25 protein-coding genes are annotated in these 25,171 nt (G+C 63.1%); 14 read left to right on the top strand and 11 right to left on the bottom strand.

The window, feature by feature from the left end; genetic code table 11:
- The first annotated feature begins 264 nt into the window (after nucleotides 1–264).
- The 4 genes from CK227_RS21445 (at nucleotide 265) to CK227_RS21430 (ending at nucleotide 6,390) form a co-directional block, all read left to right on the top strand.
- Nucleotides 265–1,842, top strand: coding sequence for a trimethylamine methyltransferase family protein (locus CK227_RS21445; protein WP_095773108.1), 1,578 nt, complete (start codon nucleotides 265–267; stop codon nucleotides 1,840–1,842).
- Nucleotides 1,843–1,977: 135 nt separating this feature from the next.
- Entirely contained in the window at nucleotides 1,978–2,463 is a 486-nt protein-coding gene (locus tag CK227_RS21440) for a DUF559 domain-containing protein (protein ID WP_095772935.1), read from the top strand.
- Complete coding sequence (locus CK227_RS21435; protein ID WP_095772936.1) at nucleotides 2,460–5,030, top strand: FAD-dependent oxidoreductase; 2,571 nt, start codon at nucleotides 2,460–2,462, stop codon at nucleotides 5,028–5,030. The genes CK227_RS21440 and CK227_RS21435 overlap by 4 nt, the downstream gene beginning before the upstream one ends.
- 4 nt (nucleotides 5,031–5,034) lie before the next feature.
- Nucleotides 5,035–6,390, top strand: a complete 1,356-nt coding sequence (locus tag CK227_RS21430; protein ID WP_095772937.1) for a Xaa-Pro peptidase family protein — start codon at nucleotides 5,035–5,037, stop codon at nucleotides 6,388–6,390.
- On the opposite strand, the gene CK227_RS21425 is transcribed toward CK227_RS21430, so the two are convergent.
- Together CK227_RS21425 and CK227_RS21420 are read right to left on the bottom strand one after the other, a co-directional pair.
- On the bottom strand, nucleotides 6,355–7,182 hold the full coding sequence (locus CK227_RS21425; protein ID WP_095772938.1) for a PhnD/SsuA/transferrin family substrate-binding protein: 828 nt from the start codon (nucleotides 7,180–7,182) through the stop codon (nucleotides 6,355–6,357). The genes CK227_RS21430 and CK227_RS21425 overlap by 36 nt on opposite strands.
- Nucleotides 7,183–7,275: 93 nt before the next feature.
- Entirely contained in the window at nucleotides 7,276–8,286 is a 1,011-nt protein-coding gene (locus tag CK227_RS21420; protein ID WP_179296431.1) for a fatty acid desaturase, read from the bottom strand.
- Between the two features lie 230 nt (nucleotides 8,287–8,516).
- On the opposite strand from CK227_RS21420, the gene CK227_RS21415 reads away from it, so the two are divergent.
- Both CK227_RS21415 and bmt read left to right on the top strand, forming a co-directional pair.
- On the top strand, nucleotides 8,517–9,374 hold the full coding sequence (locus tag CK227_RS21415) for a helix-turn-helix transcriptional regulator (protein ID WP_095772939.1): 858 nt from the start codon (nucleotides 8,517–8,519) through the stop codon (nucleotides 9,372–9,374).
- Between the two features lie 149 nt (nucleotides 9,375–9,523).
- Complete coding sequence (gene bmt, locus CK227_RS21410; protein ID WP_095772940.1) at nucleotides 9,524–10,546, top strand: betaine--homocysteine S-methyltransferase; 1,023 nt, start codon at nucleotides 9,524–9,526, stop codon at nucleotides 10,544–10,546.
- 9 nt (nucleotides 10,547–10,555) lie between these two features.
- Here bmt and CK227_RS36805 read toward each other — a convergent pair whose 3' ends face one another.
- From CK227_RS36805 to CK227_RS21380, 6 genes are all read right to left on the bottom strand, one after another.
- Complete coding sequence (locus CK227_RS36805) at nucleotides 10,556–10,837, bottom strand: hypothetical protein (protein ID WP_095772941.1); 282 nt, start codon at nucleotides 10,835–10,837, stop codon at nucleotides 10,556–10,558.
- 211 nt (nucleotides 10,838–11,048) lie between these two features.
- Nucleotides 11,049–13,172: a VWA domain-containing protein gene (locus CK227_RS21400; protein WP_095772942.1), complete on the bottom strand. Its 2,124-nt coding sequence runs from the start codon at nucleotides 13,170–13,172 to the stop codon at nucleotides 11,049–11,051.
- A 2-nt stretch (nucleotides 13,173–13,174) separates the two neighbouring features.
- On the bottom strand, nucleotides 13,175–13,735 hold the full coding sequence (locus tag CK227_RS21395; RefSeq protein WP_095773110.1) for an RNA polymerase sigma factor: 561 nt from the start codon (nucleotides 13,733–13,735) through the stop codon (nucleotides 13,175–13,177).
- Between the two features lie 191 nt (nucleotides 13,736–13,926).
- Entirely contained in the window at nucleotides 13,927–14,664 is a 738-nt protein-coding gene (locus CK227_RS21390) for a dienelactone hydrolase family protein (protein ID WP_095773111.1), read from the bottom strand.
- A 105-nt stretch (nucleotides 14,665–14,769) separates the two neighbouring features.
- Complete coding sequence (locus CK227_RS21385) at nucleotides 14,770–15,456, bottom strand: hypothetical protein (protein ID WP_095772943.1); 687 nt, start codon at nucleotides 15,454–15,456, stop codon at nucleotides 14,770–14,772.
- A gap of 89 nt (nucleotides 15,457–15,545) precedes the next feature.
- The gene (locus CK227_RS21380; RefSeq protein ID WP_095773112.1) at nucleotides 15,546–17,120 is read right to left on the bottom strand and encodes a trimethylamine methyltransferase family protein; all 1,575 of its coding nucleotides are present in this window, start codon (nucleotides 17,118–17,120) and stop codon (nucleotides 15,546–15,548) included.
- 289 nt (nucleotides 17,121–17,409) lie between these two features.
- Between CK227_RS21380 and CK227_RS21375 the strand changes: the two genes are divergently transcribed.
- The gene (locus CK227_RS21375; RefSeq protein WP_027046950.1) at nucleotides 17,410–18,108 is read left to right on the top strand and encodes a B12-binding domain-containing protein; all 699 of its coding nucleotides are present in this window, start codon (nucleotides 17,410–17,412) and stop codon (nucleotides 18,106–18,108) included.
- Between the two features lie 84 nt (nucleotides 18,109–18,192).
- Here CK227_RS21375 and CK227_RS21370 read toward each other — a convergent pair whose 3' ends face one another.
- Nucleotides 18,193–18,330: an entericidin A/B family lipoprotein gene (locus CK227_RS21370; RefSeq protein ID WP_019858698.1), complete on the bottom strand. Its 138-nt coding sequence runs from the start codon at nucleotides 18,328–18,330 to the stop codon at nucleotides 18,193–18,195.
- Between the two features lie 54 nt (nucleotides 18,331–18,384).
- Between CK227_RS21370 and CK227_RS21365 the strand changes: the two genes are divergently transcribed.
- On the top strand, nucleotides 18,385–19,014 hold the full coding sequence (locus CK227_RS21365; RefSeq protein WP_095772944.1) for a DUF1638 domain-containing protein: 630 nt from the start codon (nucleotides 18,385–18,387) through the stop codon (nucleotides 19,012–19,014).
- A gap of 10 nt (nucleotides 19,015–19,024) precedes the next feature.
- Here CK227_RS21365 and CK227_RS21360 read toward each other — a convergent pair whose 3' ends face one another.
- Nucleotides 19,025–19,945: an NAD(P)-dependent oxidoreductase gene (locus CK227_RS21360; RefSeq protein ID WP_095772945.1), complete on the bottom strand. Its 921-nt coding sequence runs from the start codon at nucleotides 19,943–19,945 to the stop codon at nucleotides 19,025–19,027.
- A 153-nt stretch (nucleotides 19,946–20,098) separates the two neighbouring features.
- Here CK227_RS21360 and CK227_RS21355 point away from each other — a divergent pair, with 153 nt between their 5' ends.
- The 6 genes from CK227_RS21355 (at nucleotide 20,099) to CK227_RS21330 (ending at nucleotide 24,798) form a co-directional block, all read left to right on the top strand.
- Nucleotides 20,099–20,674 (top strand): DUF4893 domain-containing protein, encoded by a 576-nt coding sequence (locus CK227_RS21355; RefSeq protein WP_095772946.1) that lies wholly within the window; start codon nucleotides 20,099–20,101, stop codon nucleotides 20,672–20,674.
- Nucleotides 20,675–20,760: 86 nt separating this feature from the next.
- Nucleotides 20,761–21,543: a formyl transferase gene (locus CK227_RS21350; protein WP_095773113.1), complete on the top strand. Its 783-nt coding sequence runs from the start codon at nucleotides 20,761–20,763 to the stop codon at nucleotides 21,541–21,543.
- Nucleotides 21,544–21,744: 201 nt separating this feature from the next.
- Entirely contained in the window at nucleotides 21,745–22,047 is a 303-nt protein-coding gene (locus CK227_RS21345; RefSeq protein WP_095772947.1) for a virulence factor, read from the top strand.
- Nucleotides 22,040–22,654: a methylenetetrahydrofolate reductase C-terminal domain-containing protein gene (locus CK227_RS21340; protein ID WP_095772948.1), complete on the top strand. Its 615-nt coding sequence runs from the start codon at nucleotides 22,040–22,042 to the stop codon at nucleotides 22,652–22,654. Before CK227_RS21345 ends, CK227_RS21340 begins: the two co-directional genes overlap by 8 nt.
- Nucleotides 22,651–23,742 (top strand): methylenetetrahydrofolate reductase, encoded by a 1,092-nt coding sequence (locus tag CK227_RS21335; RefSeq protein ID WP_095772949.1) that lies wholly within the window; start codon nucleotides 22,651–22,653, stop codon nucleotides 23,740–23,742. The genes CK227_RS21340 and CK227_RS21335 overlap by 4 nt, the downstream gene beginning before the upstream one ends.
- Before the next feature lie 81 nt (nucleotides 23,743–23,823).
- Nucleotides 23,824–24,798 carry a methyltetrahydrofolate cobalamin methyltransferase gene (locus tag CK227_RS21330; protein WP_095772950.1) on the top strand — a complete coding sequence of 325 codons (975 nt, stop codon included), beginning with the start codon at nucleotides 23,824–23,826 and terminating at the stop codon, nucleotides 24,796–24,798.
- A gap of 79 nt (nucleotides 24,799–24,877) precedes the next feature.
- Here CK227_RS21330 and CK227_RS21325 read toward each other — a convergent pair whose 3' ends face one another.
- Nucleotides 24,878–25,138, bottom strand: a complete 261-nt coding sequence (locus CK227_RS21325) for a hypothetical protein (RefSeq protein WP_095772951.1) — start codon at nucleotides 25,136–25,138, stop codon at nucleotides 24,878–24,880.
- Nucleotides 25,139–25,171 lie beyond the last annotated feature (33 nt).

Raw genomic sequence — 25,171 nt, 5'->3', positions numbered from 1 at the left:
CCCTCCAGAGACACTCGGCGCGCAAGTATGTCAGAAGTAGCGAGTATGTCAGAAGTAAAAGACGATACTGTAACGTACGACCCGTCGATATCCATCGCGCTCGGCACTCGTCGAGCGCGACGCTGTGGACCGGGCAATGTCGCAGCCATGCGGCTGCCGTTCAGGCATGTCGCTTCCCTCGCCCTAGTGGTCGCCGCCTCCGCAATGGCTGGCGGGTCGCCGGTCCATTATGCCGGCCGCTATTCGCATCCTACGAGGACCATCATGACCGCCGCCCTAAACCCCTTGGAACCGGCTCTGGCACCCGACCGTGCCCGCCGTGGCGGCCGCGCCGGAAAGCGCGCTGGAGGCTCGGCCGCCTTCGAGCAACCGGCTTTCCGCCAGTTGAAAAACCCGCTGGCGCCGACCAGGCTGGTGTCGGAAGACGAGCTGGAATCGATCCACCTCGCCTCCTTGCGCGTACTCAAGGAAATCGGTGTCGACGTCCTGCACGACGAAGCCCGTCGCATCATGCAGGCGCATGGCGCCGATGTGCGCGAAGGTTCGGAGCGCGTACGCTTCGACAGCGACATGATCCTCGGACTCGTCTCGCACTGCCCGTCGGAATTCACCATCCATGCCCGCAACCCTGCGCATAATGTGCGCTTTGGCGGCGACAATCTGATCATCTCGATGATGGCGTCGGCGCCCAACTGCTCCGACATCGACCGCGGGCGCCGGCCCGGCAACCAGGCCGACTACCGCAATTTCCTGCGCCTGGCGCAGATGCACAACATCCTGAATTGCACCGGCGGCTATCCGGTAGAACCGACCGATATCCATCCGTCGGTGCGCCACCTCGAATGCATCCGCGACCTCGCCACGCTGACCGACAAGGTGTTCCACATTTATTCGCTCGGCAAGGAGCGCAATGTCGATGGCATCGAGATCGCCAGGATCGCGCGCGGCATCAGCCACGAGCAACTGCTCGAGGAGCCGTCCGTCTTCACCATCATCAACACCAATTCGCCGCTCAAGCTCGACGTGCCGATGATGGAAGGCATCATCCAGATGTCGAGCAAGGGCCAGGTCGTTGTCGTCACGCCCTTCACCCTGTCGGGCGCCATGGCGCCGGTCACCATTGCCGGCGCGCTGGTGCAGCAGAATGCCGAGGCGCTGTCCGGCATCGCCTTTGCCCAGATGGTACGCAAGGGAGCACCCGTCGGCTATGGCGGCTTCACCTCCAATGTCGACATGAAGTCAGGCTCACCGGCCTTCGGCACGCCCGAATATATGAAGGCGCAGCTTGTCGGCGGCCAGCTTGCCCGCCGCTACAACATCCCCTACCGCACCTCCAACACCTGCGCCGCCAACACGGTCGACGCGCAGGCGGCCTATGAGAGCGTGTTCTCGCTATGGGGCGCCATCCAGGGCGGCGGCAATCTGATGATGCATGCCGCCGGCTGGCTCGAGGGCGGCCTGCGCTGCTCCTACGAGAAGACCATTCTCGACATCGACCTGTTGCAGATGGTGGCCGAATTCCTCACCCCGCTCGACCTGTCCGACGAGGCGCTCGGCTTCGACGCCATCCAGTCGGTTGGCCCCGGCGGCCATTTCTTCGGCACCCAGCACACGCAGGACCGCTACAAGACCGCCTTCTATTCGCCCATCATTTCCGACTGGCGCAATTTCGAGACCTGGGCGGAAGCCGGCTCGCCGACGGCGCTCGAAAAGGCCAACAAGGTCTGGAAGGAACGACTGGCGTCCTATGAAGAACCCTACATGGATCCGGCGATCCGCGAAGAACTCAACGACTTCGTCCAGAAGCGCACAGCCGAAGGCGGCGCGCCGACCGATTTTTGATCAATGTTGTTGATGAACAGTCGACCCCCACTCCGTCGAGCTGCGCTCGACACCTCTCCCCCGATCGACGGGGGAGAGGAAGGGCGCGAGCGTGCCCCGGATGGCTCCCTTCCTCTCCCTCCGGAGGGGGGAGGGGTGGTGCCGCGAAGCGGCGACGGAGTGGGGGAAGCCGCTGGTCAACCCCGCAGTCGCCGCAAGACAGGCACAACCCAGCGGGTGCGCAACCTCAGGCAAGCAGGCAATCAGGCGGAAGCATTGCTTTGGCTTGAACTGAAGGCGCGCAAGCTTGGCGGCTATCGCTTTACACGCCAGTTTTCCATCGGCCCCTTTTTTGCTGACTTCTGTTGCCGCGAGCGAAGGCTCGTCGTTGAGATTGACGGCTCGCAACACGCCGGCAGTTCACATGACCGCCGCCGCGACGACTTCATGCGCGGCCAAGGCTATTCGATCGTGCGTCTTTGGAACCATGACGTTCTGAAACATCGTACTTCCGTCTGTGAAGCCATTCTTGCCGCGCTTGGCGGCAGGCTGGCCGAGGATACCACTGTCTCCGACCTCCGCTTCGTCTTCGCGCCGCGCTTATCCAATTCAATTTCTCTAAAAACGGACCTATCTTCATGAAATCCCATGTAAAAGCGGTGGTCATCGGCGGCGGTGTCGTCGGCTGCTCGGTGCTCTATCACCTGGCCAAGGCCGGCTGGACCGACATCATGCTGATCGAGCGCTCGGAGTTGACCTCCGGCTCGTCCTGGCACGCGGCGGGCGGCTTCCACACGCTGAACGGCGATCCCAACGTCGCCAAGCTGCAGGCCTACACGGTGCAGCTCTACAAGGAGATCGAGGAAATCTCCGGCCAGTCCTGCTCGCTGCACCTGACCGGTGGCGTGATGATGGCCGACACGCCGGAACGCATGGACTTCCTGCGCCTTGCCCATGCCAAGGGGCGCTATCTCGGCATGGACACCGAGCTGATCACGCCGTCCGAAGCCAAGGCGATGTTCCCGCTGATGGACGAGAAGAACTTCGTCGGCGCCATGTGGGACCCGGTCGAAGGCCATCTCGACCCGTCCGGCACCACCATCGCCTACTCCAAGGCGGCGAAGAAACTCGGCGCCGAGATCGTGCTGCGCAATCGCGTTGTCGATCTCACGCAGCAGCCCGACGGCACCTGGAACGTCGTGACCGAACAGGGCACGGTCCACGCCGAGCATGTCGTCAATTGCGGCGGCCTGTGGGCGCGTGAGATCGGCCGCATGGTCGGCGTCGAGCTGCCCGTGCTGGCCATGGAGCACATGTATCTCCTCACCGAGCCGATGCCGGAGGTCGAGGAATTCAACAAGTCGACGGGCCGCGAAATGATCGGCGTGCTCGACTTCAAGGGCGAGATCTACACACGCCAGGAGCGCAACGGCATCCTGCTCGGCACCTATGAAAAGGCCTGCAAGCCGTGGTCGCCGATCAACACGCCGTGGGATTTCGGCCACGAATTGCTGCCGCCCGACCTCGACCGCATCGCGCCGTCGCTGGAGATCGGCTTCAAGCACTTCCCCGGCATCGAGAAGGCCGGCATCAAGCAGATCATCAACGGGCCGTTCACCTTCGCGCTCGACGGCAACCCGCTGGTCGGTCCGGTGCAGGGCCTGACCAATTTCTGGTGCGCCTGCGCTGTCATGGCCGGCTTCAGCCAGGGCGGCGGCGTCGGTCTCGCCCTGTCGAACTGGATGGTGCATGGCGATCCGGGCTTCGACGTCTGGGGCATGGATGTCGCCCGCTTCGGCGAATGGGCAGGCCTGCGCTACACCAACGCCAAGGTGCGCGAAAACTATTCGCGCCGCTTCTCCATCCGTTTCCCCAACGAGGAGCTGCCGGCCGCGCGGCCGGCCCAGACGACGCCGCTCTACGACACGATGCTCGCCAACAACGCCGTCATGGGCGACTCCTGGGGTCTTGAAACCCCGCTCTGGTTCGCGCCGAAGGGCAAGGAACCGAAGGACATCGTCTCCTTCCATCGCTCCAACGATTTTGGGTCGATCAGCGAGGAAGTGCGCGCCACGCGTGAGCGCGTCGGCGTCACCGAAATCGCCAACTTCGCCAAATACGAAGTGTCGGGACCGGGCGCGGAAGAGTTCCTCAACCGGCTGATGACCAACCGCATGCCGAAGACCGGCCGCATCGTGCTCACCCCGATGATCAACGAATTCGGCAAGCTGATCGGCGACTTCACCATCGCCAAGGCCGGCGAGGACCGCTTCATGATCTGGGGTTCGTCGGCCGCGCAGAAATACCACATGCGCTGGTTCGAGAAGCACCTGCCGAAGGACGGTTCGGTGCGCATCCACCGTTTCGACCAGACGCTTGTCGGCCTGTCGATCGCAGGGCCGAAATCCCGTGACCTCTTGCAGAAGCTGGTCGACGTCGACATCTCGACGAAAGCCTTCCGCTTCATGGACTTCCGCGAGATGGCGGTCGGCGGCGCTCCCTGCATGGTCAACCGCATCACCTATACCGGCGATCTCGGCTACGAGATCTGGATGGCGCCGGCCTATCAGCGGCTGGTGTACAAGGCGATCAAGGACGCCGGCGAGGAGTTCGGCCTGGTCGATTTCGGCATGCGCGCTTTGCTGTCAATGCGCCTGGAAAAGAACTTCCCGACCTGGTTCCGCGAGTTGCGGCCGATCTACGGGCCGTTCGAAGGGGCGATGGACCGCTTCATCAAGCTCGAGAAGAACGACTTCATCGGCCGCGAAGCCGCTGCCAAGGAACAGGCGGAAGGCCCGAAACTGCGTCGCGTCTCCTTCATCGTCGATGCGGCGGACGCCGATGTGATGGGCGACGAGCCGATCTGGGCCAAGGTCAGCAAGGATTACGGCACGGTGGAAAAGCCGCATGGCTATGGCGCGCCGCGCTTCGATGACAAGGGCAAGGAAGTGCGCGGCTCCAACGCCGCCGAAGGCGCTTCCGCCGTGCGCGGCATCGTCGATGGCGGCTGGCGCGTGGTCGGCTGGGTCACATCAGGCGGCTATGCGCACTATGTGCAGAGGTCGATGGCGCAGGGCTACGTGCCGGCGGCACTGGCCGAGGACGAAAGTGCCGGCCTTTTCGAGATCGAGATCCTCGGGCACCGCCGCCCGGCGCGAATCAATGTCGAAGCGCCTTTCGACCCGAGCGGCGAGAAGATGCGGACCTGAGCCCATGGACAGCGCGGGGCCAAAGGGCAGTTTTGGCCGCCATCGCAAGATCATGCCGTTCGAGCCCGGCTCGATCGAGGCGCTGCGCGAAGCCTCCCGCCAGAAGGCGGCGTCTCTCAACCAGCATGTGCTGGGCTATGGCGCGCAGGCGGAAGCTGAATGGGCAGCGGCAGGGATTGCCGCGCCCGACCTGCCGGCGATGCGCCAATACCGGCTGGAGCGCATCCGCGCCGAGCTGAAGCGCCGCGACTATGCCGGCGCCCTTCTCTACGATCCCGTCAACATCCGCTACGCCACCGACAGCACCAATATGCAGCTGTGGGTGGCGCACAACCCGACTCGGCATTGTTTCGTCGCCACCGAGGGTCCGGTGGTGCTGTTCGACTATTTCTCCTGCGAGCACCTGTCCGACCATTCCGGCGTCGTCGACGAGGTGCGTCCGGCCGTGTCGTGGATGTATCTCTATGGCGGCGAACTGACAGAGCAGAAAGTCCGCCGCTGGGCCGCCGGCATTGCCGATCTGGTCAGGGAACATGGCGGCGGCAACAGCCGCATCGCGGTCGATCACATCAATCCGGAAGGCGTCGAGGAACTCGCCCGTCTCGGCATCTCGATCGGCAATGGCGAAGCGGTGATGGAGAATGCCCGGCTGATCAAATCACCGGACGAAATCCTCGCCATGCGCCGCGCCATCGTTGCCTGCGAGGCGGCGATGGGCGAAATGAAACAGGCTCTGCAGCCCGGCATTTCCGAGAACGAGTTGTGGGCCGAACTGCACCGCGGCAACATTGCGCGCGGCGGCGAATGGATCGAGACGCGGCTGCTGGCGTCCGGCCCGCGCACCAATCCGTGGTTCCAGGAGTGCTCGTCGCGCATCATCGAGGCCGGCGACCTCGTCGCCTTCGACACCGACCTGATCGGCCCCTACGGCTTCTGCGCCGACCTGTCGCGCACCTGGCTGTGCGGCGATACAAAGCCGACCAACGAACAGCGCGACCTGTTCCGCATCGCCGCTGACCAGATCACCCACAATACCGAATTAATGCGGCCGGGCATCTCGTTTCGTGACCTTGTCGAACACTCGGCCGTGCCGCCTGGAGACTGCTTCCCGACCCGTTACGGCGTGCTCTATCACGGCGTCGGCCTGGCCGACGAATACCCGACGCTGCCACATGCCAGCGACTGGACGCCGGACACGCCGGACGGCATGCTCGAACCGGGCATGGTGCTGTGCGTCGAAAGCTATATCGGCAGGCTTGGCGGGCGCGAAGGCGTCAAGATCGAGGAGCAGATCCTGATCACCGAGACCGGCAACGAGCAGCTTTCAACCTACCCGCTGGATGTGAGGCTGCTCGGCTAACCCAGCTAAGGCTTCACGCATTGCCCGGACGGTCTTTTCCGGCGTCGTCCTGGCAGTGATGAAGGGCAGGCCCTTGCGCCGTGCGGTCCAGCCGACGATCACAACCTTACGTGCCGCCGGTTCGAAACGCTGCGCCAGCGCCCAGCTCTCGCAGTCGATCGCGGCGACATCTGCCCTGCCCTCGGCAACAGTGACGATCGAAGCGCGATGACCGCCGCTTTCGCTGCGCGAGGAAAAGATAGCGAGGCTTTCGCCGGCCGCCTGCAGATCGCGCGTCAGGCCGATGGTGCCCGACATCGAATCCAGGCTGTTGAAGGTGAAGCATTTGCCGCGGAGCAGGTCGAGCGGCAGCACGGCCTTGCCATCCGCGGGCGATCGCGCCTCCGGCCCCTCGCCCGTCCGCATCACCAGCGCGCTGGAATAAAGTTCGCCCTGCCCGCCTTCATAGGCGTCATAGCTTGGCTGGCCGACCACTTGCACATGGCTCGACAGGCCGAATTCCATCGGCCCCCAGCAGGTCTGCGCGAACAGCAGCGCCGGATGTAGCCAGAGCATATGATAATCGAGTTCATCCGGTGGCGATGTCGCTGGATCCGGCGCGATCAGGACCCCCTGGGCATCGTGGATGCCGCCCGGCACCGGCGGCAGATCGCCATTGCGACGCACGATGGTTTGCGGTGCGTCGATGCCCTTTTGCCGGAAGGCATCGCGCAGCAGCGCCCACTGCGCATCGACCTCGCCGCGCACTTCGGGCCAATCGTACATCGGCAGGGCCGCAATCGATTCACTCATGCCGACACTCAATCATCATGTCTGTAGAAAGGATCGCAAAAACGCGGCGTCCAATCAGAATTGGCCGACACAGAACCCGAGGGATGCCCCGGATTATTCCTTGGGCGGCTCGGCGGGCACCGGCGCGGTGCCGAGGCCATTGATGTTGCGCGCCCGGATACGCGGCTTGAACGCCCGGCCGTGCTCGGGCGCACGCCGCAGCACCGGATGCACGATCGGCTCTTTCGCCTTGAAGGCATAGGCTTTGATCAGCGCGAAATAATTCGGATAGGCATAGCCGTTGTTCATCCGCAGCCATTCGTCGCGACGCTCGCGAAACAGTTTCGGCAGCTTGTACCAGGCCACCGTAGGCGTCTTGTGATGGACGAAGTGCAGATTGTTGTTGAGGAACAGGAACGACAGCGGCGAGCGCTCGATGATCACCGTGCGGCCTTCCGGATGCTCGGACCACTGATGCTCGGCAAAGGTGCGGATCGCGATCAGCGACTGGCCGAGCCAGACCGGCGCCAGAATGTAGAGCCACAGCGGAATGCCGAAGCCAAACTGCACGATCGGCGCCACGATGGCGAGGCCGATCGCATGCAGCAGCCAAGCCTTGCGGATCGCCTTGTCGCCGGCCATCATCTGCTTGAAATCGTCGATGAAGAAGCCGATGCAGGACAGCCAGGGGCCAAGGAAGAAACGGCCGACCATGGTGTTGTTGATCTTGAGCAGGAACTTCATCGTCGGCGGCAAATCGTCATGCTGCCACAGCGCCTGGTAATAGCTTTCCGGATCGTCGAGCGGATCGGTCAGCCGCTCGTCGGCATGGTGGCGCAAATGCAATGTCTTGAAGCGGCGGAACGGCCAGACCAGGCCGATCGGCAGGAAGACGAAGGCCTCGTTGATCAACGCGCTGCGCGTCGGATGGCCATGCAGCACTTCGTGCATGATCGACGACTGCAATGCCAGGATGAAGCCAAGGAGAGCGAGCGCGAGGATGGGATAGGACGGCCAGAGCAGGAAACCGGTGGCAAGCCATGTTCCGTAGCAGAAGAAAGCGAGAACCACGGTCGGCCACTCGATGGCCGGTGCGTTGCGTCGCTTGATGCTCTTGCCTGTCATGCTATCGACCACTGCCCCTCAGTCGTCGGAACCCCAACTGGTTCCTGACAGCATAGTGTCAGGAGAAACGATTCCACTCAACGCGACAAAGTATACAAAATGTTGCGATTGCGCATTTTTGACCGCACATGTTACACATTGTAAACAACCTTAGGGATTCATTTACGCCTGAGACGCCTCACTAAGCTGCTTTGGCGCAAATTTTTCCTCAAGACTCGGAGAAGCGGACGATGGACAAACGCGATCTGTCAGCAATTTTCCGGGAGCGTCTGAAGCTGCTCCTGACACGCTCGGACCTCAACCAGTCGGCCTTCGCGTCAGCGGTCGGCATCGACCGGTCGGCACTGTCGCAGCTGATGTCAGGTGCCTCGACGCGCCTGCCGCGTGCCGAAACGCTGCTCAACATCGCCGCCGAATTCAAGGTGTCGCTGGACTGGCTGCTGGGCCTCAGCCAGGACGAAGGCGTCACCGGCGAAATCCGCGAAAGCCTGGAGATCGAGGAAGCGCCCGATGGTTTCGACCGCACGCTGCTCGCCAAATGGTTCGCCGAGGCAGCGGGCACCAAGATCCGCTACGTGCCCGCGGGCATTCCCGATCTGCTGCGAACCCGCGCGCTGGTCGACTACGAAGCCAACATCACCAACAGGAGCCGGCTGGCGCAGGCCAGCGAGACGCAGTACCGCATCGAATACAACCGCCGCCCGGAAACCGACATGGAAGTCTGCATGCCGCGCCACACGCTGGAGATTTTCGCGCGCGGCCTCGGTGTGTGGGATCGCTTTCCCGAGGCCGACCGCCGGCAGCAGCTCGCCCATATGGCGACGCTGCTCGACGATCTCTATCCGACCTTCCGCCTGTTTCTCTATGACGGCCGCATGCGCTATTCGATCCCGCTCACCATCTTCGGCCCCTATCGCGCCGCCATCTATGTCGGCGACATGTATGTCGTGCTGAACGCCACCCAGCCGGTCCAGGCACTGACCCAGCATTTCGACAATCTGATCCGTGCCGCCGACGTCAATCCGCACGAGGCAGCAAGCTTCGCCCGCAATCTGGCCGGCATGTCGTTCCCGTCAGGCTCTGTCTGATCGACGGCAATCATGGTCATTCGAATGCTGGACCCCGACACGGTCGAAGGCCACGCCATTGGCATTGCCGAAGGTCGCCACAAATCATTGACTAGACATAAAGACTTCTTTATATCCTTATTCGAATTTGAAACACGAAAGCCAATCCGATGACCACCACCAATCCGATCGATGCCCTGCTGGCTGAAAAGGGCGTGCTGCTGGCCGATGGCGCCACCGGCACCAACCTGTTCGCGATGGGTCTGGAGGCCGGCGAGGCACCCGAACTGCTGAACGAGACGGCGCCCGGCACCATCACCAGCCTGCACCAGAATTTCGTCGATGCCGGCGCAGACATCATCCTGACCAACTCCTTCGGCGGCACCCGCCACCGGCTGAAACTCCACCATGCGCAGGACCGTGTGCATGCACTCAACAAGCGCGCCGCCGAAATTGCCCGCGCCGTCGCCGACAAGGCCGGCCGCAAGGTGATCGTTGCCGGCTCCGTCGGCCCGACCGGCGAATTGCTGGTGCCGCTTGGCGCCATGACCTATGACGAGGCGGTCGACGCCTTCGCCGAGCAGATCGAGGGTCTCAAGGAAGGCGGCGCCGAAGTCGCCTGGATCGAGACCATGTCGGCGCCCGACGAGATCCGCGCCGCCGCCGAAGCCGCCATCCGTGTCGGCCTCCCCTACACTTATACCGGCTCCTTCGACACCGCCGGCCGCACCATGATGGGCCTGCTGCCGAAAGACATCCATGGCGTCGCCGACGGGCTGTCGGAAGCACCGCTCGGCGTTGGCGCCAATTGCGGCGTCGGCGCCTCGGACATCCTGGCCTCGCTGCTCGACATGACTGAGGCGAAGCCGCGGGCGACGGTGATCGTCAAGGGCAATTGCGGCATTCCGGAATTCCGCGGCACCGAGATCCATTACTCCGGCACGCCGGAACTGATGGCCGACTATGTTCGCCTCGCCGTCGATGCCGGCGCCAAGATTGTCGGCGGTTGCTGCGGCACGTCGTTCCAGCACCTCGCCGCCATGCGCAAGGCGCTCGATGGCCACACCAAGGCCAGCCGCCCGACGGTCGAGACGATCGTCGAGCGCATCGGTCCGATGCGCAACAAGGTGGCAACGCAAAACACCGCCGAGACCAGCGAAGCGCGCCGCGAGCGTCGCCGCAGCCGGGCCTGAGGATTTCGATTATTCGCTGTTGTCGGCGTAGCTCGACTGCGCCGACTTGAAATCGACGGCATTGTCGCCGCGCATCGTCATCAGCGCGCCGGACGAAGCCGGATCGGTGATCTGTTCCAGCATGGCGCTGAAGCGGTCGTTGGTCAGCGCCGACATGGCGGTGTGACGGGCCTGCGCGACATCGTCGCTGATGCGTTTGGATTCGGCTGATGGTCCGGGCGAAGCCGTCGATGTTTGTGCTGGAATCTCTCGCGCCGGCGGCAACGAGTTGGCGATGGTGGTGATCTGCAATTGCGGCTCCCTCAAGCCCGAAGGCCAGTCCTGAATAATGGACCCGGGTTGCGATCCTCTACCGGAAATAACGCGCAATTTAACGACCTCGGAAAATCCGAAAAAAAGGCCGGCAAGGGAATGAACCCCTCGCCGGCCTGCCTCACCCGCCCGTGGGCCGGTTTCCCCTGTCAGAACGATCCCACCTGAAGGAAACCGGCCGTCATCGCCACTACCGGTTACCGCCCAGCGCCGAGGCAAGGCGCACAAGCGAGAGGAACTCGGACCTGTACCCAAACGGGTCGGCTCCTCGGGCGGCAGTGGCAATCTCCATGATCTTGTCGTAGCCGAACTTCGCGGTCGCATCCTCGTCGCGCAGCTTCTGGCCGAAGGCGGCGACCGCGACGGAGAAACGCTGGTCGGTGCTGGCCTGGTCGAAGGACGCCACCTCGTTGGCCGATGTCACCGGCGTGGTGATCAGCTTCGAGACGTCCTCGCTGGGCAGCTTGTAACGGATCTTGACGAAGGCATATTCATCCGCATTGGCGACGCCGCCATTGTTGACCGTGGCCTGGCCATAACGCAGCGGATCGATCTGCTCGCCACCACTGCCCTTCGGGGTGATCTCATAGATCGCGGTGACCGAATGGCCCGAGCCGATATCGCCGGCATCGACGCGGTCATTGTTGAAGTCCTCGCGGTTGAGCGCCCGGGTCTCGTAGCCGATCAGGCGGTATTCCGAGACCTTGTTGGGGTTGAACTCGACCTGGATCTTCACGTCCTTGGCGATCGGGAACAGCGTCGAGGAGGCATCCTCGACCAGTACCTTCTCCGCCTCGGCCAGTGTGTCGATATAGGCGGCGGTGCCGTTGCCGTTCTGGGCGATGGTCTGCATCATCTGGTCGTTCAGATTGTCGTGGCCGAAGCCGAACACCGACAGGAAGACACCGCTCTTGCGCTCCTGCTCGATCAGGCGCTTGAGATCATCGTCGTCGCTCTGTCCAACATTGAAGTCGCCATCGGTGGCCAGCATCACCCGGTTGACGCCGTCCTTGACGAAGGATTGCTGGGCAAGCTTGTAGGCTTCCTTGATGCCGGCTTCGCCGGCCGTCGAACCGCCGGGCGTGAGATTGTCGATGGCGTTCAGGATCTTGTCCTTCTCGGCAGCCCTGGTCGGCATCAGCACGGTGCCGGCCTCACCGGCATAGGTGACGATCGAGATCGTGTCGTCGGCCCTGAGCTTGCTGACCAGCAGCCGGAATGCCGACTTGAGCAGCGGCAGCTTGTCCGGCTCGTCCATCGAGCCCGAGACGTCGATCAGGAAGACCAGATTGGCCTTCGGCTGCTCGGTCGGCTTGATGTCGAAGCCCTTGATGGCGACATGCATCAGCTTGGTGTGACCATTCCACGGCGTCGGCATGACGCTGACGGTCGAATTGAACGGCGTCGACGCCGAGTCCGGCCCCTTCCAGTCATAGGGGAAGTAGTTGATCATCTCCTCGACACGGACGGTGTCGGCCTGCGGCACGGCCCCTTCCTTCAGCGAACGGCGCACGAAGGAATAGGAGGCGGTGTCGACATCGATCGAGAAGGTCGAGACCGGGTCTTCCAGTGCCGCATGCACCGGATTGGTCTTGAAATCCTGGACGCGATTGCGGTTTTCCTCTTGCGGCGCGATCTGATCCGCCGGCGCCATGGCAGGCTGCTGCGGGGCCATCAGCTTGGCCTCGGGAGCAGCTCGCGAGGCACTGCCCTCGAGCGCGAATTCGCCGGTTGGCGCCGGCGCTGGCGGTGCAATTTCGCTCAGCACGCCTCGTCCGAGCGCTTTCTGCTGCTGCGCTGTGCCGCCGGCAACGGTCGATTCGGATTTAGGCGGCGAAGCCGGCGCGACGAGCGCATCGCTGGCGTCGCGGCTTTCGACATCCGCGTCGGCCTTCTTGTCCTTGGCCGGCTCGGTGGCTGCAAGCGGCTGGTTGATCTTCGGCTTCGCCTGCTTCGGCTCGGCCGGCTTCAGCGTCGCCGGCTTGTCGGCCAGCGTTTCGGTGATCTTTTCGTCGCCGCCGAATTTGGCCGGCTGTTCCCTCAGCAGATGGAAAGTGGCGTATCCGGCGATCGGCAGGGCGACGAGCCCGGCAAGGGCCGGCGTGGCGATGAGTTTCTTTTGCATGATCTCGCTCCAGAGCTTTTGTGCTCGCTCTGTGAGACGAAGGCCGCCGACCGATCCTTGGGTGACGGCAGAAATAATTTCCTCATCATAGGCGCGCAAGGCGGCTTCGAAGGCGCGCGCCTTCGCGCTCTCACCCGGCGCCGGTGCCGCGATATCGCGCAGTCTGTTGAGTTGGTTGTCGTCGACCATGGTCACACTTCCCCGGCCGAGCGCATCAGCGTCTTCAGCCGTTTCTTCGCTTCATGGATGTGCCAGGAAACCGTCGTCTCCGAGATCGCCATCGCCTCGGCAGCGGCCGCATGGCTCAAGCCCTCGCCATAGACCAGCAGCACGGCGTCGCGCTGCTTGTCCGGAAGCTGCCGCACGGCGGCCCACAGCGCCTCGGCCGGATCCTCGCTCTCGGCCGGGGCCTCGCCCGAAATCAGCGCATGGACGCCATAGGCCTCGGTCTTCACGGTCTCGCGGGTGGTCTTGCGCATCATATCGCGCGCCGCGTTCATCGTCACGGAATAGAGCCATGTCGTGAAGGCACCTCCACCGCGATAGTCGCGGATCGCCTTGCCGAGCCGGACGCAGACTTCCTGGGCGATGTCTTCGGCATCGGCCTTCTTGCCGCACCAGCGATAGGCGGCGCGATAGACGAAGTCGTAGTGGCGCTCCAGCAATGTGCCGAAGGCCCCCCTGTCTCCGCCCTTCGCCCGCCCGATCAGTTCGGCGTCGGAGGCTTCGCTCTCATCCAGCATCATCGCCATCATTTGCCTGTTGGACGAAGGCTAATGGCTAATCCTTGGGATGATGGAAAGATTTTTTTGGCAAGCGCCCTCCTCCTTCACCCCGTTCACGGGAGAAGGTGCCCGGCAGGGCGGATGAGGAGCGGCGCCAACTCTCGAAGGTTCGTGCTGGAGTGCCCGAAATTGGAGCTTATCCCAAGCAGGCAGCCCCCCTATCCCAGCGTCTCCGCAAACAGCGTGATCAGCCTCTGCCAATGCCGTTCGGCGCCGGCCTGGTTGTAGACGCTGTGGTCCGGCACGCACCAGCCATGCGCCATGCCGACATAGTTCTCGATGGCGTGGTCGACTTCGGCATTGCGCAGCGCCTCCTCCAGCCGTGTCGACTGCTCCGGCGGGAAACTCCTGTCGATCCCCGCCATGCCGACATAGACACGCGCCTTGATGGATGCCGCTTTGCGGTGCGGGCTGTCGGCGGCATCGCTGGCGAGATTGCCGCCATGGAAACTCGCGGCGGCCCTGATCCTGTCCGGGTAAGCCGCGGCCGCATTGAGCGCCCGCGCGCCGCCCATGCAATAACCCACGGTGCCGATCGGACCGGTGACGCCTTCCTCGGCGAGCGCATCGAGAAAGGCTTCGCCGTCACTGATGGTCATCTGCTGCGTCGTGCCGGTGACCAGCGCCATCAGCGCTGCCTTGGTGCTTTCCTCGGTGAAGGCGGTCTTGGCGTCGAACGGACCATAGGGCGCGTTGCGATGGAAGAGGTCCGGCACCAGCACCGCGTAACCCTCGCCTGCCAGCCGCTCGGCCATGCCGTCGAGCGCCGGACGCGGACCGAAGGCGTCCTGGTAGAGAATGACGCCGGACTTGGCGGAGGGCGTCTTGGCCGAACGGAACAGGCCCGCTTTCGCCACGCCATCACGGGTCTTGATCCTGAGATCCTGCTTCGCCATTGCGCGCTCCATTTGTCGGATGCGCGATACATATCCACGCGGCCTGCCACGGCAAGGCATTCCTTGAAAGTACCCGTCAACATTTCGTGCAGGATCGCGGGACGATCACAGGCCGGCGAATGCCGCCATGTGGAAGGCCTGGATATCAGACGGATAGCGATATTCCGTGCCATAGGGACAGGCATTGCGGTCGAGGCAGCCGCCGCTCCGGCACGGTTCGCCATTCCCTCCCCGCACATGCGCCAGGCAGGCCTGATAGGCGAAGCCTTTCGTGGAATAGGCATCGACCGGACAGGATTTCAGGCAAGGTTTCTCAACACAGGCATCGCAGAGATGCGCTGCCGCGCCCTGCCCCGGAAGCGCGATCTCGTCCTCGAACAGCAAAGCGCCGCGATAGGCATGCCAAAGCCCGTATTGCGGATGCATCAGAATGCCGAGCGGCGACGGTTTTAGCCCCTCGGCCCGGACAGCCCATTGCTGGAACGGCAGATAGGGCTTGTCGGAGGGAGAAACGGCGCGCGCGCCGAATGCCTCCGCCACATCGCCGATGACCTGCCGCGACCAGCTGTCGAGCGGATCGGCGATTGTCGACGGCTGCTGCTCCCGCCAGCGCAGGAAATGCGGCCAGGGTGCCGCACCCGCCTGCCCCACCAGCAGCACGGATTTCGCCGGCGCGCCCGAGGCGCTATGAGGGGCATCCTCATCACCGGGGAAAAAGAAGCCGCCACGCAGGATGAGGCCGTTGACGCCGAGCGCGGCGGTGATCTCTTCGACCATGCCGCGGGCAATCATCCCTTGTTGTCCGGATCGGAGAAGGCGCTCCGCCAGACTTCCTTGTGGATGATGTTGGCGACTTTAGCCCCGCCTGACTCGGGCTCCTTTCAAGTGAAGGCGTCGGGCATCGACCCCTTCTTCTTGGCGATGAACTCCTTCAGGGCTTCGTCGATGCTTGGATCGAGATGCGGCGCCTCGTAGCTCTCCAGCCAGCGGCGGGCGAGTTCATTGGCGCGCTGCGGCGCGGTTTTCTCGCCTTCGGCCAGCCACTGTTCGTAGGAATTGTTGTCGGCGATGCTGGAGCGATAGAAGGCCGTCTGGAAATTGGCCTGGGTGTGGTCGCAGCCGAGATAGTGGCTGCCTGGGCCGACCTGGCGGATGGCGTCCATCGCCTGGCCGTTCTCCGACAGGTCGACGCCTTCGGAGAATTTCTGCTGCATGCCGAGCTGGTCGATGTCCATCATGAATTTTTCATAGCAGGACGCCAGCCCGCCCTCGAGCCAGCCGGCCGAGTGGAGGACGAAATTGGTGCCGGCAAGGATCGTGGAGTTCAGCGTGTTGGCGCTTTCATAGGCCGCCTGCGCATCCGGAACCTTGGACGCGCACAGCGAACCGCCGGTGCGGAACGGCAGGCCGAGGCGGCGGGCGAGCTGGGCGGCGCCATAAGAAACCAGCGACGGCTCCGGCGTACCGAAGGTCGGCGCGCCCGACTGCATCGAGATCGACGAGGCAAAGGTGCCGAACAGCACCGGCGCGCCCGGCCGGATGAGCTGCGTGAACGATGCGCCGGCCAGCACTTCGGCCAGAACCTGCGTCAACGTGCCGGCGACCGTCACCGGGCTCATCGCGCCGGCAAGGATGAACGGCGTGACGATGCAGGCCTGGTTATGGCGCGAATAAACCTTCAGCGCGCCCAGCATGGTTTCGTCGAACACCATCGGCGAGTTGGCGTTGATCAGGCTGGTCAGCACCGTGTTGTTCTCGACGAAATCGTCGCCGAACACGAGCTTGGCCATGGCGACGGTGTCCTCGGCGCGTTCCGGCGCGGTCACCGAGCCCATGAACGGCTTGTCCGAGTATTTTATGTGCGAATAGATCATGTCGAGGTGGCGCTTGTTGACCGGCACGTCGACCGGCTCGCACACCGTGCCGCCCGAATGGTGGATCGACGGCGCCATATAGGCGAGCTTCACGAAATTCTGGAAATCCTCGATCGTCGCGTAGCGCCTGACACCGTCAAGGTCGCGCACGAAGGGCGGGCCATAGACCGGCGCAAAGACGGTAGCATTGCCGCCGATCTGCACCGAGCGCTCGGAATTGCGGGCATGCTGGGTATAGACGGACGGCGCGGTCTTCAGCAGCGAACGGCAAAGCCCCTTCGGGAAATGCACGCGCTCGCCCTGGACGTCGGCGCCGGCCTCTTTCCACAGCTGCAGCGCTTCGGCGTCATCGCGGAAGATGATGCCGATCTCCTCCAGCACCGTATCGGTGTTCTTCTCAATCAGCGCGAGGCCTTCCTCGTCGAGCACCTCATAGATGTTGATCTTGCGCTTGATGTAGGTGAGTTGGGTGCCGGGTCCGCCGCCGGAACGCGCGGCGCGCCTTGCCGCCGCTCCGCCGCTCGCGCCTCGCCCACGCCGCGCGTTTGACGCTTCCTGGTCGACTGCCGCGTGTTCGCTCATGATCGCTCTTCCCTGAATATGGCCTGGCCTGACGATGGCCGGTCCGTAGCCGTTGTGGCCGCATGGCGCGGCTTTCGCCGGATCGTAGCCAAGCACCCTATTCGAAACGGCCCGTCCGCGCCAACGCCTGTCGCAAAATCGACAAGAAAACCAATAGATTTTCCAGTCGCTTTCCTTTTGCGGGAAGTCGCAAATCAGCTATGGATAGCCGCCCGTTGCGGGTTAGGTATGAACGCTAATATTTTGTGCCTTGCGACACAGTCGCGATGCCGTGAGGAGCTGGATAAAAATGTCCGACGACGAGATCATCCTTTCTGAACTTTCCGACGACGAGTTGGTGCAGCAGATGCACGACGACCTTTATGACGGGTTGAAGGAAGAGATCGAGGAAGGCACGCGCATTCTGCTCGAGCGCGGCTGGGTGCCCTATAAGGTGCTCACCGAGGCGCTGGTCGAAGGCATGCGCATCGTCGGCGAGGATTTTCGCGACGGCATCCTGTTCGTTCCCGAGGTGCTGCTGTCCGCCAACGCCATGAAGGCCGGCATGTTCATCCTGCGCCCGCTGCTCGCCGCCACCGGCGCGCCGAAACAGGGCAAGATGGTGATCGGCACCGTCAAGGGCGACATCCACGACATCGGCAAGAACCTCGTCGGCATGATGATGGAAGGCGCCGGCTTCGACGTCATCGACCTCGGCATCAACAATGCGGTCGAGAAATATCTCGATGCGATCGAGCAGCATCAGCCCGACATCATCGGCATGTCGGCGCTTTTGACCACGACCATGCCCTACATGAAGGTCGTCATCGACACGATGAAGGAAAAGGGCATTCGCGACGACTATGTCGTGCTGGTCGGCGGCGCGCCGCTCAATGAGGAATTCGGCAAGGCCGTCGGCGCCGACGCCTATTGCCGCGATGCCGCGGTGGCGGTCGAGACCGCCAAGGACTTCATGAAGCGCAAGCACAATGTCCGCGCTTCGGCCTGACCCAAGGCATCAGGATGACCGATAAGAAAAGCCGCGCCTTGCAGCGCGGCTTTTTTGTTCCCAGATGATGGGAAAGGCGGCCGATCAGTTGGCGACAGTGTCTTTGACTGCCCTTGCGGTCGATTTGACATCCTTGCCGACACCCCGAATGGTGTTGGCGCAGGCGGTGAGTGCAAGTGCGCAGGCAAGGATGGCTATCGGCGCGATGCGTAGCAGTTTCATGGATGGTGTCTCCCTCGACAGATAAATTGGCCCCGCAGCGAAAGCCTGATCGACTTGGTCAAGACGCAAAAAACGAAACCGAATCAAACAGACAGGTTGCTTGTCATCGCCTGTGGGATGATTGCGCGTGAGGTATTGGCCGTCAAGGAACAGCTCGGGCTGGATCACCTGGAACTGACCTGCCTGCCGGCAGAGTTTCATTTTTATCCCGACCGCATCGCACCCGCCATGGACAAGGCGATCGAGAAGGCCAAGTCGGAGGGGTACGAGCACATCTTCGTCGGCTATGCCGATTGCGGCACCGGTGGCCTGCTCGACCGCGTCATCGAGAAGCATGGCGTCGAGCGCATGGCCGGCCCGCACTGCTTCGCCTTCTATCAAGGCATGGAAGCCTACGCGAAGATCGCCGACGACGACATGATGTCCTTCTATATGACGGACTTCCTGTGCCGTCAGTTCGATTCCTTCTTCATGAAGCCGCTCGGCCTCGACAAGCATCCGGAGCTGATCAAGGACTATTTCGGCAATTACGAGAAGCTGGTCTATCTGGCCCAGACCGACGACCCGGAACTCGACAAGGTCGCGGAAAAGGCCGCCGCCCTGCTGGGCCTTGCCTATGAGCGGCGCGCGACCGGCTATGGCGACCTGACGGCGGACTTGGCGCAGGCGGCGAAGGTCGCCTGAGCGCAATGCGCTAGGCGGCCTCCTCCGCCCTCAGCGCCGCCAGCACATCGGCAAAACTCGTCTTACAGACAAAGCCGAGCCTCTCCCGCAACCGCGAGGCATCATAGACGCGGTCGATGGAGGAAAACATCGTCCAGCCTTTTTGCGCGTACAGCGCCGGAAAATCCGGGAAATAGCGCGCGGCCACTGACGGCGCATCGGCGATCAGTTCGGCGCAATCATCAGGCCGGAACGGCGTCGGCGCACAGACGATAAAGATGTCGAAGCCGAGCTGTGGCGCCTTCTCCAGCGCAGCGACATGGGCTTCCGCCGCGTCTTCCACCGTCAGCCGGCGGAACAGCAATTCATTCGCCTTAGTGTTGGCGTCAGACTGTTCGATCGCATGCGCCATGTCGTCGGCTTCGGGAAAGAAGCGGGCCGTGCGCAGCACGACCACCGGCAGGCCATGCTGCAGATGATAGAGGCGGCAGAGATGTTCGGCCGAAAGCTTGGTGACGCCATAGATGTTGCGCGGCTCGGGCGACATCGCCTCGGTCAGCCAGGCGGCCTTGCGCGCACCGCCCTTGAACCCGTCGCGTATCGCCTGCGAGATCATCAGCGAGGTGGTCGAGGTGAAGACGAAGCGCTGCACGCCGCTCGCCACCGCGGCGTCGAGAAGGTTAAGCGTGCCTTGCACGTTGGTGGCGACGAAATCGCTGTTGGCGCGGCTCTCAATATTGGGCTTGTGCAGCGCGCCGCTGTGAATGATGGCTTCGATTCGGTTGTCCCCGACCGCCCGCATGACCAGATTGCGGTTGGCGATCGAGCCGATCATCTGCGTTTCCACCGAAGGAACAGGGTCGAGGCCAATCACCTCATGGCCAAGCGCGCGCAGGCGCGGCGCCAGCGCGCTGCCCAGCCAACCCGACGATCCCGTGAGCAAGATTCGCATGCGTCACACCATGATTTCTGACGGCGACGCTGTTAAGCACGGATGACAGGCGCGGGCGACCCGATAAAATCAGCCATCGACCGGCAACGGCGCCGCTCCAGACATTAACTGCCATTTTTGTCGACTGCATTTTAGAGACTCAGGGAGTTCCAGATGATCGTTCGTCCCCTTTTTGCCGCCATCGGCCTGCTCTGCTGCACCCTGCCCGCTCTTGCCGACGGCCAGGTGCAGAAGCTGATCACGCCTGCCGACAAGGTCCGCCTCGACGAATATGGCGAGACGCGCAAGGCGGCGCTCGCCGAGGCGAAAGCGGGCGGCCCGGCCGAGGTCAAACAACTCGATGCCTTGCTGGCCAAGCCGCTGGTGTCGTTCTCCGACAAGGACCTGACCGGCAACTGGAAGTGCCGCACCATCAAGGCAGGCGGTTTGAGCCCGCTCGTCATCTATGGCTGGTTCAAGTGCAAGGTGACCGACGATGGTTCCGGCTGGCGGCTTGAAAAGATCAGCGGCTCGCAGCGAACCCAGGGCCGCTTTTTCGACGATGGCGAGCAGCGCGCCATCTATCTCGGCTCCGGCTCCGTCAACAATGATCGGGCAAAACCTTATGGCAGCGGTCCGCAAACCGACCAGGTCGGCTATGCCTTCCGCACCGGTGCCAGCGAATGGCGCGTCGAACTTCCCGCGCCCTACTACGAATCGAAACTCGACATCATCGAGTTCAAGCGCTGAGCGTGGTCATCAAGATTTAACCCCATTCCGGCACAAATCCGGCCAGCATGCGGCAGCCGGCCGCGTGCAAGGCAGGAAAGCGGGCCATGTCTTCACCGGTTGGAGCCAGCGCGTCGATCGTCGTCGTGACCGGCGGCGGCCAGCATGTCTGGGCCATGATCAACGCAATTGCCGATCGCGTTGGTCCTGTCAGCGTCATCCTCGAAACCCCTGAATCCAAAAAGCAATTGCTGCGTGGTCGGGCTCGCCGCCAGGGCTGGGTCTCGGCCATGGGCCAGCTTGGCACGATGGTGCTGAGTAGGTTGGGCAAGCGGCTGCGGGCCGGCCATAGCGCGCGATTGATTGCCGAGGAGAGACTGGAGGTTGAGCCGCGACCAGGCCAGGAGATCATCCAGGTGGCCTCGGCCAATGGGCCTGAGTGCCTGCAGGCGATCCAGAAGATCCAGCCAGGCGTCGTGCTGCTTAACGGTTGCCGGCTGATCTCGGCTGAGATGCTGCGCAAAATGCCCTGCCCGGTGCTCAACTACCATGCGGGCATCACGCCGAAATATCGCGGCATGAATGGCGGCTATTGGGCCCTGGCATCAGGTGATGTGCAGAATTTCGGCACGACCGTCCACCTCGTCGACGCCGGCGTCGACACTGGCGGCGTGCTGAAGCAGGCACGCGGCAGACCGGAAAAAGGCGACACCATCTCAAGCCACGCGCTGCGCCAAACGGCGTTCTCGCGCGATATCTGCATCGAGGCGGTCAGCGATGCCCTGGCCGGAAAACTTACGACTTTCGATCCCGGCCTGCCTTCCAAACTATGGTATCATCCGACGATCTGGTTCTACCTCTGGACCGGCCTCAGAACCGGAATCTGGTAGGGTCTCATCAGCACGGAGCCGCACAGGGCTAGACGGCTTTTCGGCACGCCGACGCTCCGCCGCTGCGCCCCGCGAACGAATTAACACGCCTTTCATTTTACGACATTGCAATGCGTCGCTTTTGAATGCGCGCGCGTCGTCCCATAACAAGCGGGTCCATTGCGCATCCGGCAATGCTCTGAGATCGAGGAGCGAGAATTCATGGCCGATCTTATCGTCGTCTACTGGCGCGACATCCCTGCCCAGGTCATCGTCAAGAAGGGCCGGCAGAATGCCAAGCGCGAGCTGCCGCTGCGCTTCACCGAAGCCATCGACATGTGCGCCATGCGCACCGGCGCCGGCGGCACCGACGACTATCTGGCCGAATGGCGCAAGGCCGATCCGGTTCCTGTCGGCGACGATCTCGAAACCGAGGTCGAAAAGGCTTTCCAGGACCTCGATACGAAATATGACCGAGAGAGATTGGTCGCTCTGGTCAAAGCGGGCGGCAAAGAAAATGTCTGAGACCACTCCTGTCAAAAACGATGGGCCGACGGTTACCCAGGCCACCCTGGTCAAGAAGGCAGCGCCGAAATCCGACTACAAGCCGGCCGACGTGTCGCCGCAGCGGCGCGTGCAGCGCTCCTTCGCGGTGAGACTATGGTCGATCCGGCATTCGCGCCTGCTCGAATGGTTCTATTCCCGTTTCGCCGACATGTTTCTGCTCCTCCACCCTCTGTGGAAAGGCATCGGCTACGGTCGCGTCGAGGCCCCGATCAAATTCGTCGAGAAGCGCGTCAAGGGTTTCATGTTCGACTGCCGCATGTGCGGCCAGTGCATCCTGTCTTCGACCGGCATGTCATGCCCGATGAATTGCCCCAAGCAACTGCGCAACGGCCCCTGCGGCGGCGTGCGCGCCAACGGCAATTGCGAGGTCGAGCCCGATATGCCCTGCGTCTGGGTCAAGGCCTGGGAAGGCTCGCAGAACATGGTCAACTCCGACAAGATCCTGGCCGTGCAGAAGCCTGTCGACCAGTCGTTGCGCGAGACCTCCGCCTGGCTGCGGGTCACCGCGCAGGCGGCCGCCGCCCGTGAGACCGCGGCCGCGCCAAAGACCGGAGCCGCCACATGAGTGCCCGTCAGCGCGACGAGAACCCGGCCGGCATTCACCTGCCGCTCGACCCCCTGCCCGGCCATTCGTCCCGCGGCCGCCTCGAGCGCGTGTTGCGGCGCGGTGAATTCGCCGTGACGACCGAGCTCAATCCTCCCGACAGCGCCGATCCCGAGGACGTCTACAACAGGGCCAAGATCTTCGACGGCTGGGTCGACGCCATCAACGCCGTCGATGCCTCCGGCGCCAACTGCCACATGTCCTCGGTCGGCATCTGCGCGCTTTTGACCCGCATGGGCTATGCCCCGATCATGCAGATCGCCTGCCGCGACAAGAACCGCATCGCCATCCAGGGCGACGTGCTGGGCGGTGCTGCCATGGGGGTCGCCAACATGCTGTGCCTGACCGGCGACGGCGTGCAGGCTGGCGACCAGCCCGGCGCCAAGCCGGTGTTCGACCTCGATTCCATGTCGCTGCTCGAAACCATCCGCATCATGCGCGACAACGGCAAGTTCCTGTCCGGCCGCAAGCTGACGACGCCGCCGCAGGTCTTCCTCGGCGCTGCCGTCAACCCGTTCGCGCCGCCCTTCGACTTCCGCCCGATCCATCTCGGCAAGAAGATCGCCGCCGGCGCGCAGTTCGTGCAGACGCAGTATTGCTTCGACGTGCCGATGTTCAAGACCTTCATGCAGAAGGCGCGCGATCTCGGCCACACCGAAAAAGTGTTCGTCCTGTGCGGCGTAGGCCCGCTCGCCTCGGCCAAGACCGCCAAGTGGATCCGCTCCAACGTGCCGGGCATCCACATCCCGGATGCCGTCATCAAGCGGCTGGAAGGCGCGCAGGACCAGAAGAAGGAAGGCAAGCAGCTCTGCATCGACATCATCAACGAGGTGAAGGAAATCCCTGGGATCTCGGGCGTCCATGTGATGGCCTACCGCCAGGAGGAATATGTCGCCGAGATCGTCGATGAATCGGGCGTGCTCAAGGGCCGCCAGCCCTGGAAGCGCGAAATCCGTCGCGACGACCAGATGGTTGCCGACCGGCTCGACCACATCCTGCACGACGAGATTACCGAAACCCAGGTGGATATGGTCAAGACCGCGCATTGATCCGCGCGGAGGACCACCATTCGCTTGATCGAGAAGAGATAACGATATAAAGAACTCTTTATATCACGACGGAGAGATTTCATGACCCGGACCATCGTTGCCTCGGCGACACGAGAAATCATCATCGGCTTCGACCAGCCCTTCTGCGTGATTGGCGAGCGCATCAACCCGACCGGCCGCAAAAAGCTCGCCGCCGAGATGGTGGCCGGCAATTTCGAGACCGTCATCAAGGACGCGCTGGAACAGGCCGCCTGCGGCGCCACCATGCTCGACGTCAATGCCGGCGTCACCGCCGTCGACCCCAACGCGACCGAACCGGCGCTGCTGGTGCAGACGCTCGAGATCGTCCAAGGGCTCGTCGACCTGCCGCTGTCGATCGATAGCTCGGTCACCGCGGCGATCGAGGCGGCGCTCAAGGTCGCCAAGGGCCGCCCGCTGGTCAATTCCGTCACCGGCGAGGAAGAAAAACTCGAAGCCATCCTGCCACTGATCAAGAAATACAACGTCCCGGTCGTCGCCATCTCCAATGACGAGACCGGCATTTCGATGGATCCGGACGTGCGCTTCGCCGTCGCCAAGAAGATCGTCCAGCGCTGCGCCGATTTCGGTATTCCCGCGCACGACGTCGTCGTCGACCCGCTGGTCATGCCGATCGGTGCGCTGGGTGACGCCGGCCGCCAGGTATTCGCGCTGCTGCGCCGCCTGCGCGAAGAGCTCAAGGTCAACACCACCTGCGGCCTGTCCAACATCTCCTTCGGCCTGCCGCACCGCCATGGTATCAACGCCGCCTTCATCCCGATGGTGATCGGCGCAGGCATGACGAGCGCCATCATGAACCCGGTGCGTCCGCAGGAAATGGAAGCCGTGCGCGGCGCCAATGTGCTCAACGGCACCGACGAGAACTGCACCAACTGGATCAGGACCTACAAGGACTACAAGCCGGCCGAAGGCGGCCATGCGGTCGCGGCGCCGACGCAGGTCAATGCGCCGGGCGACGGCGCTGCCAACGGTGGCCGCCGCCGCGGCGGCCGTGAAGCCCGCATGGCTCGGGGGTAAGCGCGCAATCGTGAACCGGACTGCAAACCACGCTGGACCGATCGCATCATCGATGCGGTCGGACGCGCCTGCGTTGCGGTCAGGCGACGCCCAATATGGCGTCGAACAACGCCATTCCCGCCCACGATCCGAATATGCCTGTCACGCCGCCTATGACGAAGTCATCGTCATAGGCGGGCCACAGCCCGTGCAGCAGCAGCACCGCGACGATCGCGCCGAGAATTCCGGTGGCCAGATATTGCGGATTGCGCAGCCACGGCCCCTTCAGCACCCGCACCATGGTAAAGGCGGTAAATATGCTGGACAGCAGGAGATCGGACATGATTGGCCTCTGGACCATCAGACACTCCGCCCAATAATGAAACGATCCGTT

This window comes from Mesorhizobium sp. WSM4308, assembly GCF_002294905.1.
Lineage (GTDB): Bacteria > Pseudomonadota > Alphaproteobacteria > Rhizobiales > Rhizobiaceae > Mesorhizobium.
Note: the sequence above shows the minus strand (reverse complement) of the source record. Positions and strands in the feature narration are given on the sequence as shown.

Coding starts and splice junctions, on each gene's coding strand:
- CK227_RS21355 (WP_095772946.1), top strand. CDS start 20,099: ATGATCGTTCGTCCCCTTTTTGCCGCCATCGGCCTGCTCTGCTGCACC.
- CK227_RS21420 (WP_179296431.1), bottom strand. CDS start 8,286: ATGACAGGCAAGAGCATCAAGCGACGCAACGCACCGGCCATCGAGTGG.
- CK227_RS21400 (WP_095772942.1), bottom strand. CDS start 13,172: ATGGTCGACGACAACCAACTCAACAGACTGCGCGATATCGCGGCACCG.
- CK227_RS21425 (WP_095772938.1), bottom strand. CDS start 7,182: ATGAGTGAATCGATTGCGGCCCTGCCGATGTACGATTGGCCCGAAGTG.
- CK227_RS21435 (WP_095772936.1), top strand. CDS start 2,460: ATGAAATCCCATGTAAAAGCGGTGGTCATCGGCGGCGGTGTCGTCGGC.
- CK227_RS21380 (WP_095773112.1), bottom strand. CDS start 17,120: ATGAGCGAACACGCGGCAGTCGACCAGGAAGCGTCAAACGCGCGGCGT.
- CK227_RS21375 (WP_027046950.1), top strand. CDS start 17,410: ATGTCCGACGACGAGATCATCCTTTCTGAACTTTCCGACGACGAGTTG.
- CK227_RS21415 (WP_095772939.1), top strand. CDS start 8,517: ATGGACAAACGCGATCTGTCAGCAATTTTCCGGGAGCGTCTGAAGCTG.
- CK227_RS21430 (WP_095772937.1), top strand. CDS start 5,035: ATGGACAGCGCGGGGCCAAAGGGCAGTTTTGGCCGCCATCGCAAGATC.
- CK227_RS21370 (WP_019858698.1), bottom strand. CDS start 18,330: ATGAAACTGCTACGCATCGCGCCGATAGCCATCCTTGCCTGCGCACTT.
- CK227_RS21330 (WP_095772950.1), top strand. CDS start 23,824: ATGACCCGGACCATCGTTGCCTCGGCGACACGAGAAATCATCATCGGC.
- CK227_RS21445 (WP_095773108.1), top strand. CDS start 265: ATGACCGCCGCCCTAAACCCCTTGGAACCGGCTCTGGCACCCGACCGT.
- CK227_RS21395 (WP_095773110.1), bottom strand. CDS start 13,735: ATGGCGATGATGCTGGATGAGAGCGAAGCCTCCGACGCCGAACTGATC.
- CK227_RS21340 (WP_095772948.1), top strand. CDS start 22,040: ATGTCTGAGACCACTCCTGTCAAAAACGATGGGCCGACGGTTACCCAG.
- CK227_RS21390 (WP_095773111.1), bottom strand. CDS start 14,664: ATGGCGAAGCAGGATCTCAGGATCAAGACCCGTGATGGCGTGGCGAAA.
- CK227_RS21360 (WP_095772945.1), bottom strand. CDS start 19,945: ATGCGAATCTTGCTCACGGGATCGTCGGGTTGGCTGGGCAGCGCGCTG.
- CK227_RS21345 (WP_095772947.1), top strand. CDS start 21,745: ATGGCCGATCTTATCGTCGTCTACTGGCGCGACATCCCTGCCCAGGTC.
- CK227_RS21335 (WP_095772949.1), top strand. CDS start 22,651: ATGAGTGCCCGTCAGCGCGACGAGAACCCGGCCGGCATTCACCTGCCG.
- CK227_RS21385 (WP_095772943.1), bottom strand. CDS start 15,456: ATGATTGCCCGCGGCATGGTCGAAGAGATCACCGCCGCGCTCGGCGTC.
- CK227_RS21350 (WP_095773113.1), top strand. CDS start 20,761: ATGTCTTCACCGGTTGGAGCCAGCGCGTCGATCGTCGTCGTGACCGGC.
- CK227_RS21325 (WP_095772951.1), bottom strand. CDS start 25,138: ATGGTCCAGAGGCCAATCATGTCCGATCTCCTGCTGTCCAGCATATTT.
- bmt (WP_095772940.1), top strand. CDS start 9,524: ATGACCACCACCAATCCGATCGATGCCCTGCTGGCTGAAAAGGGCGTG.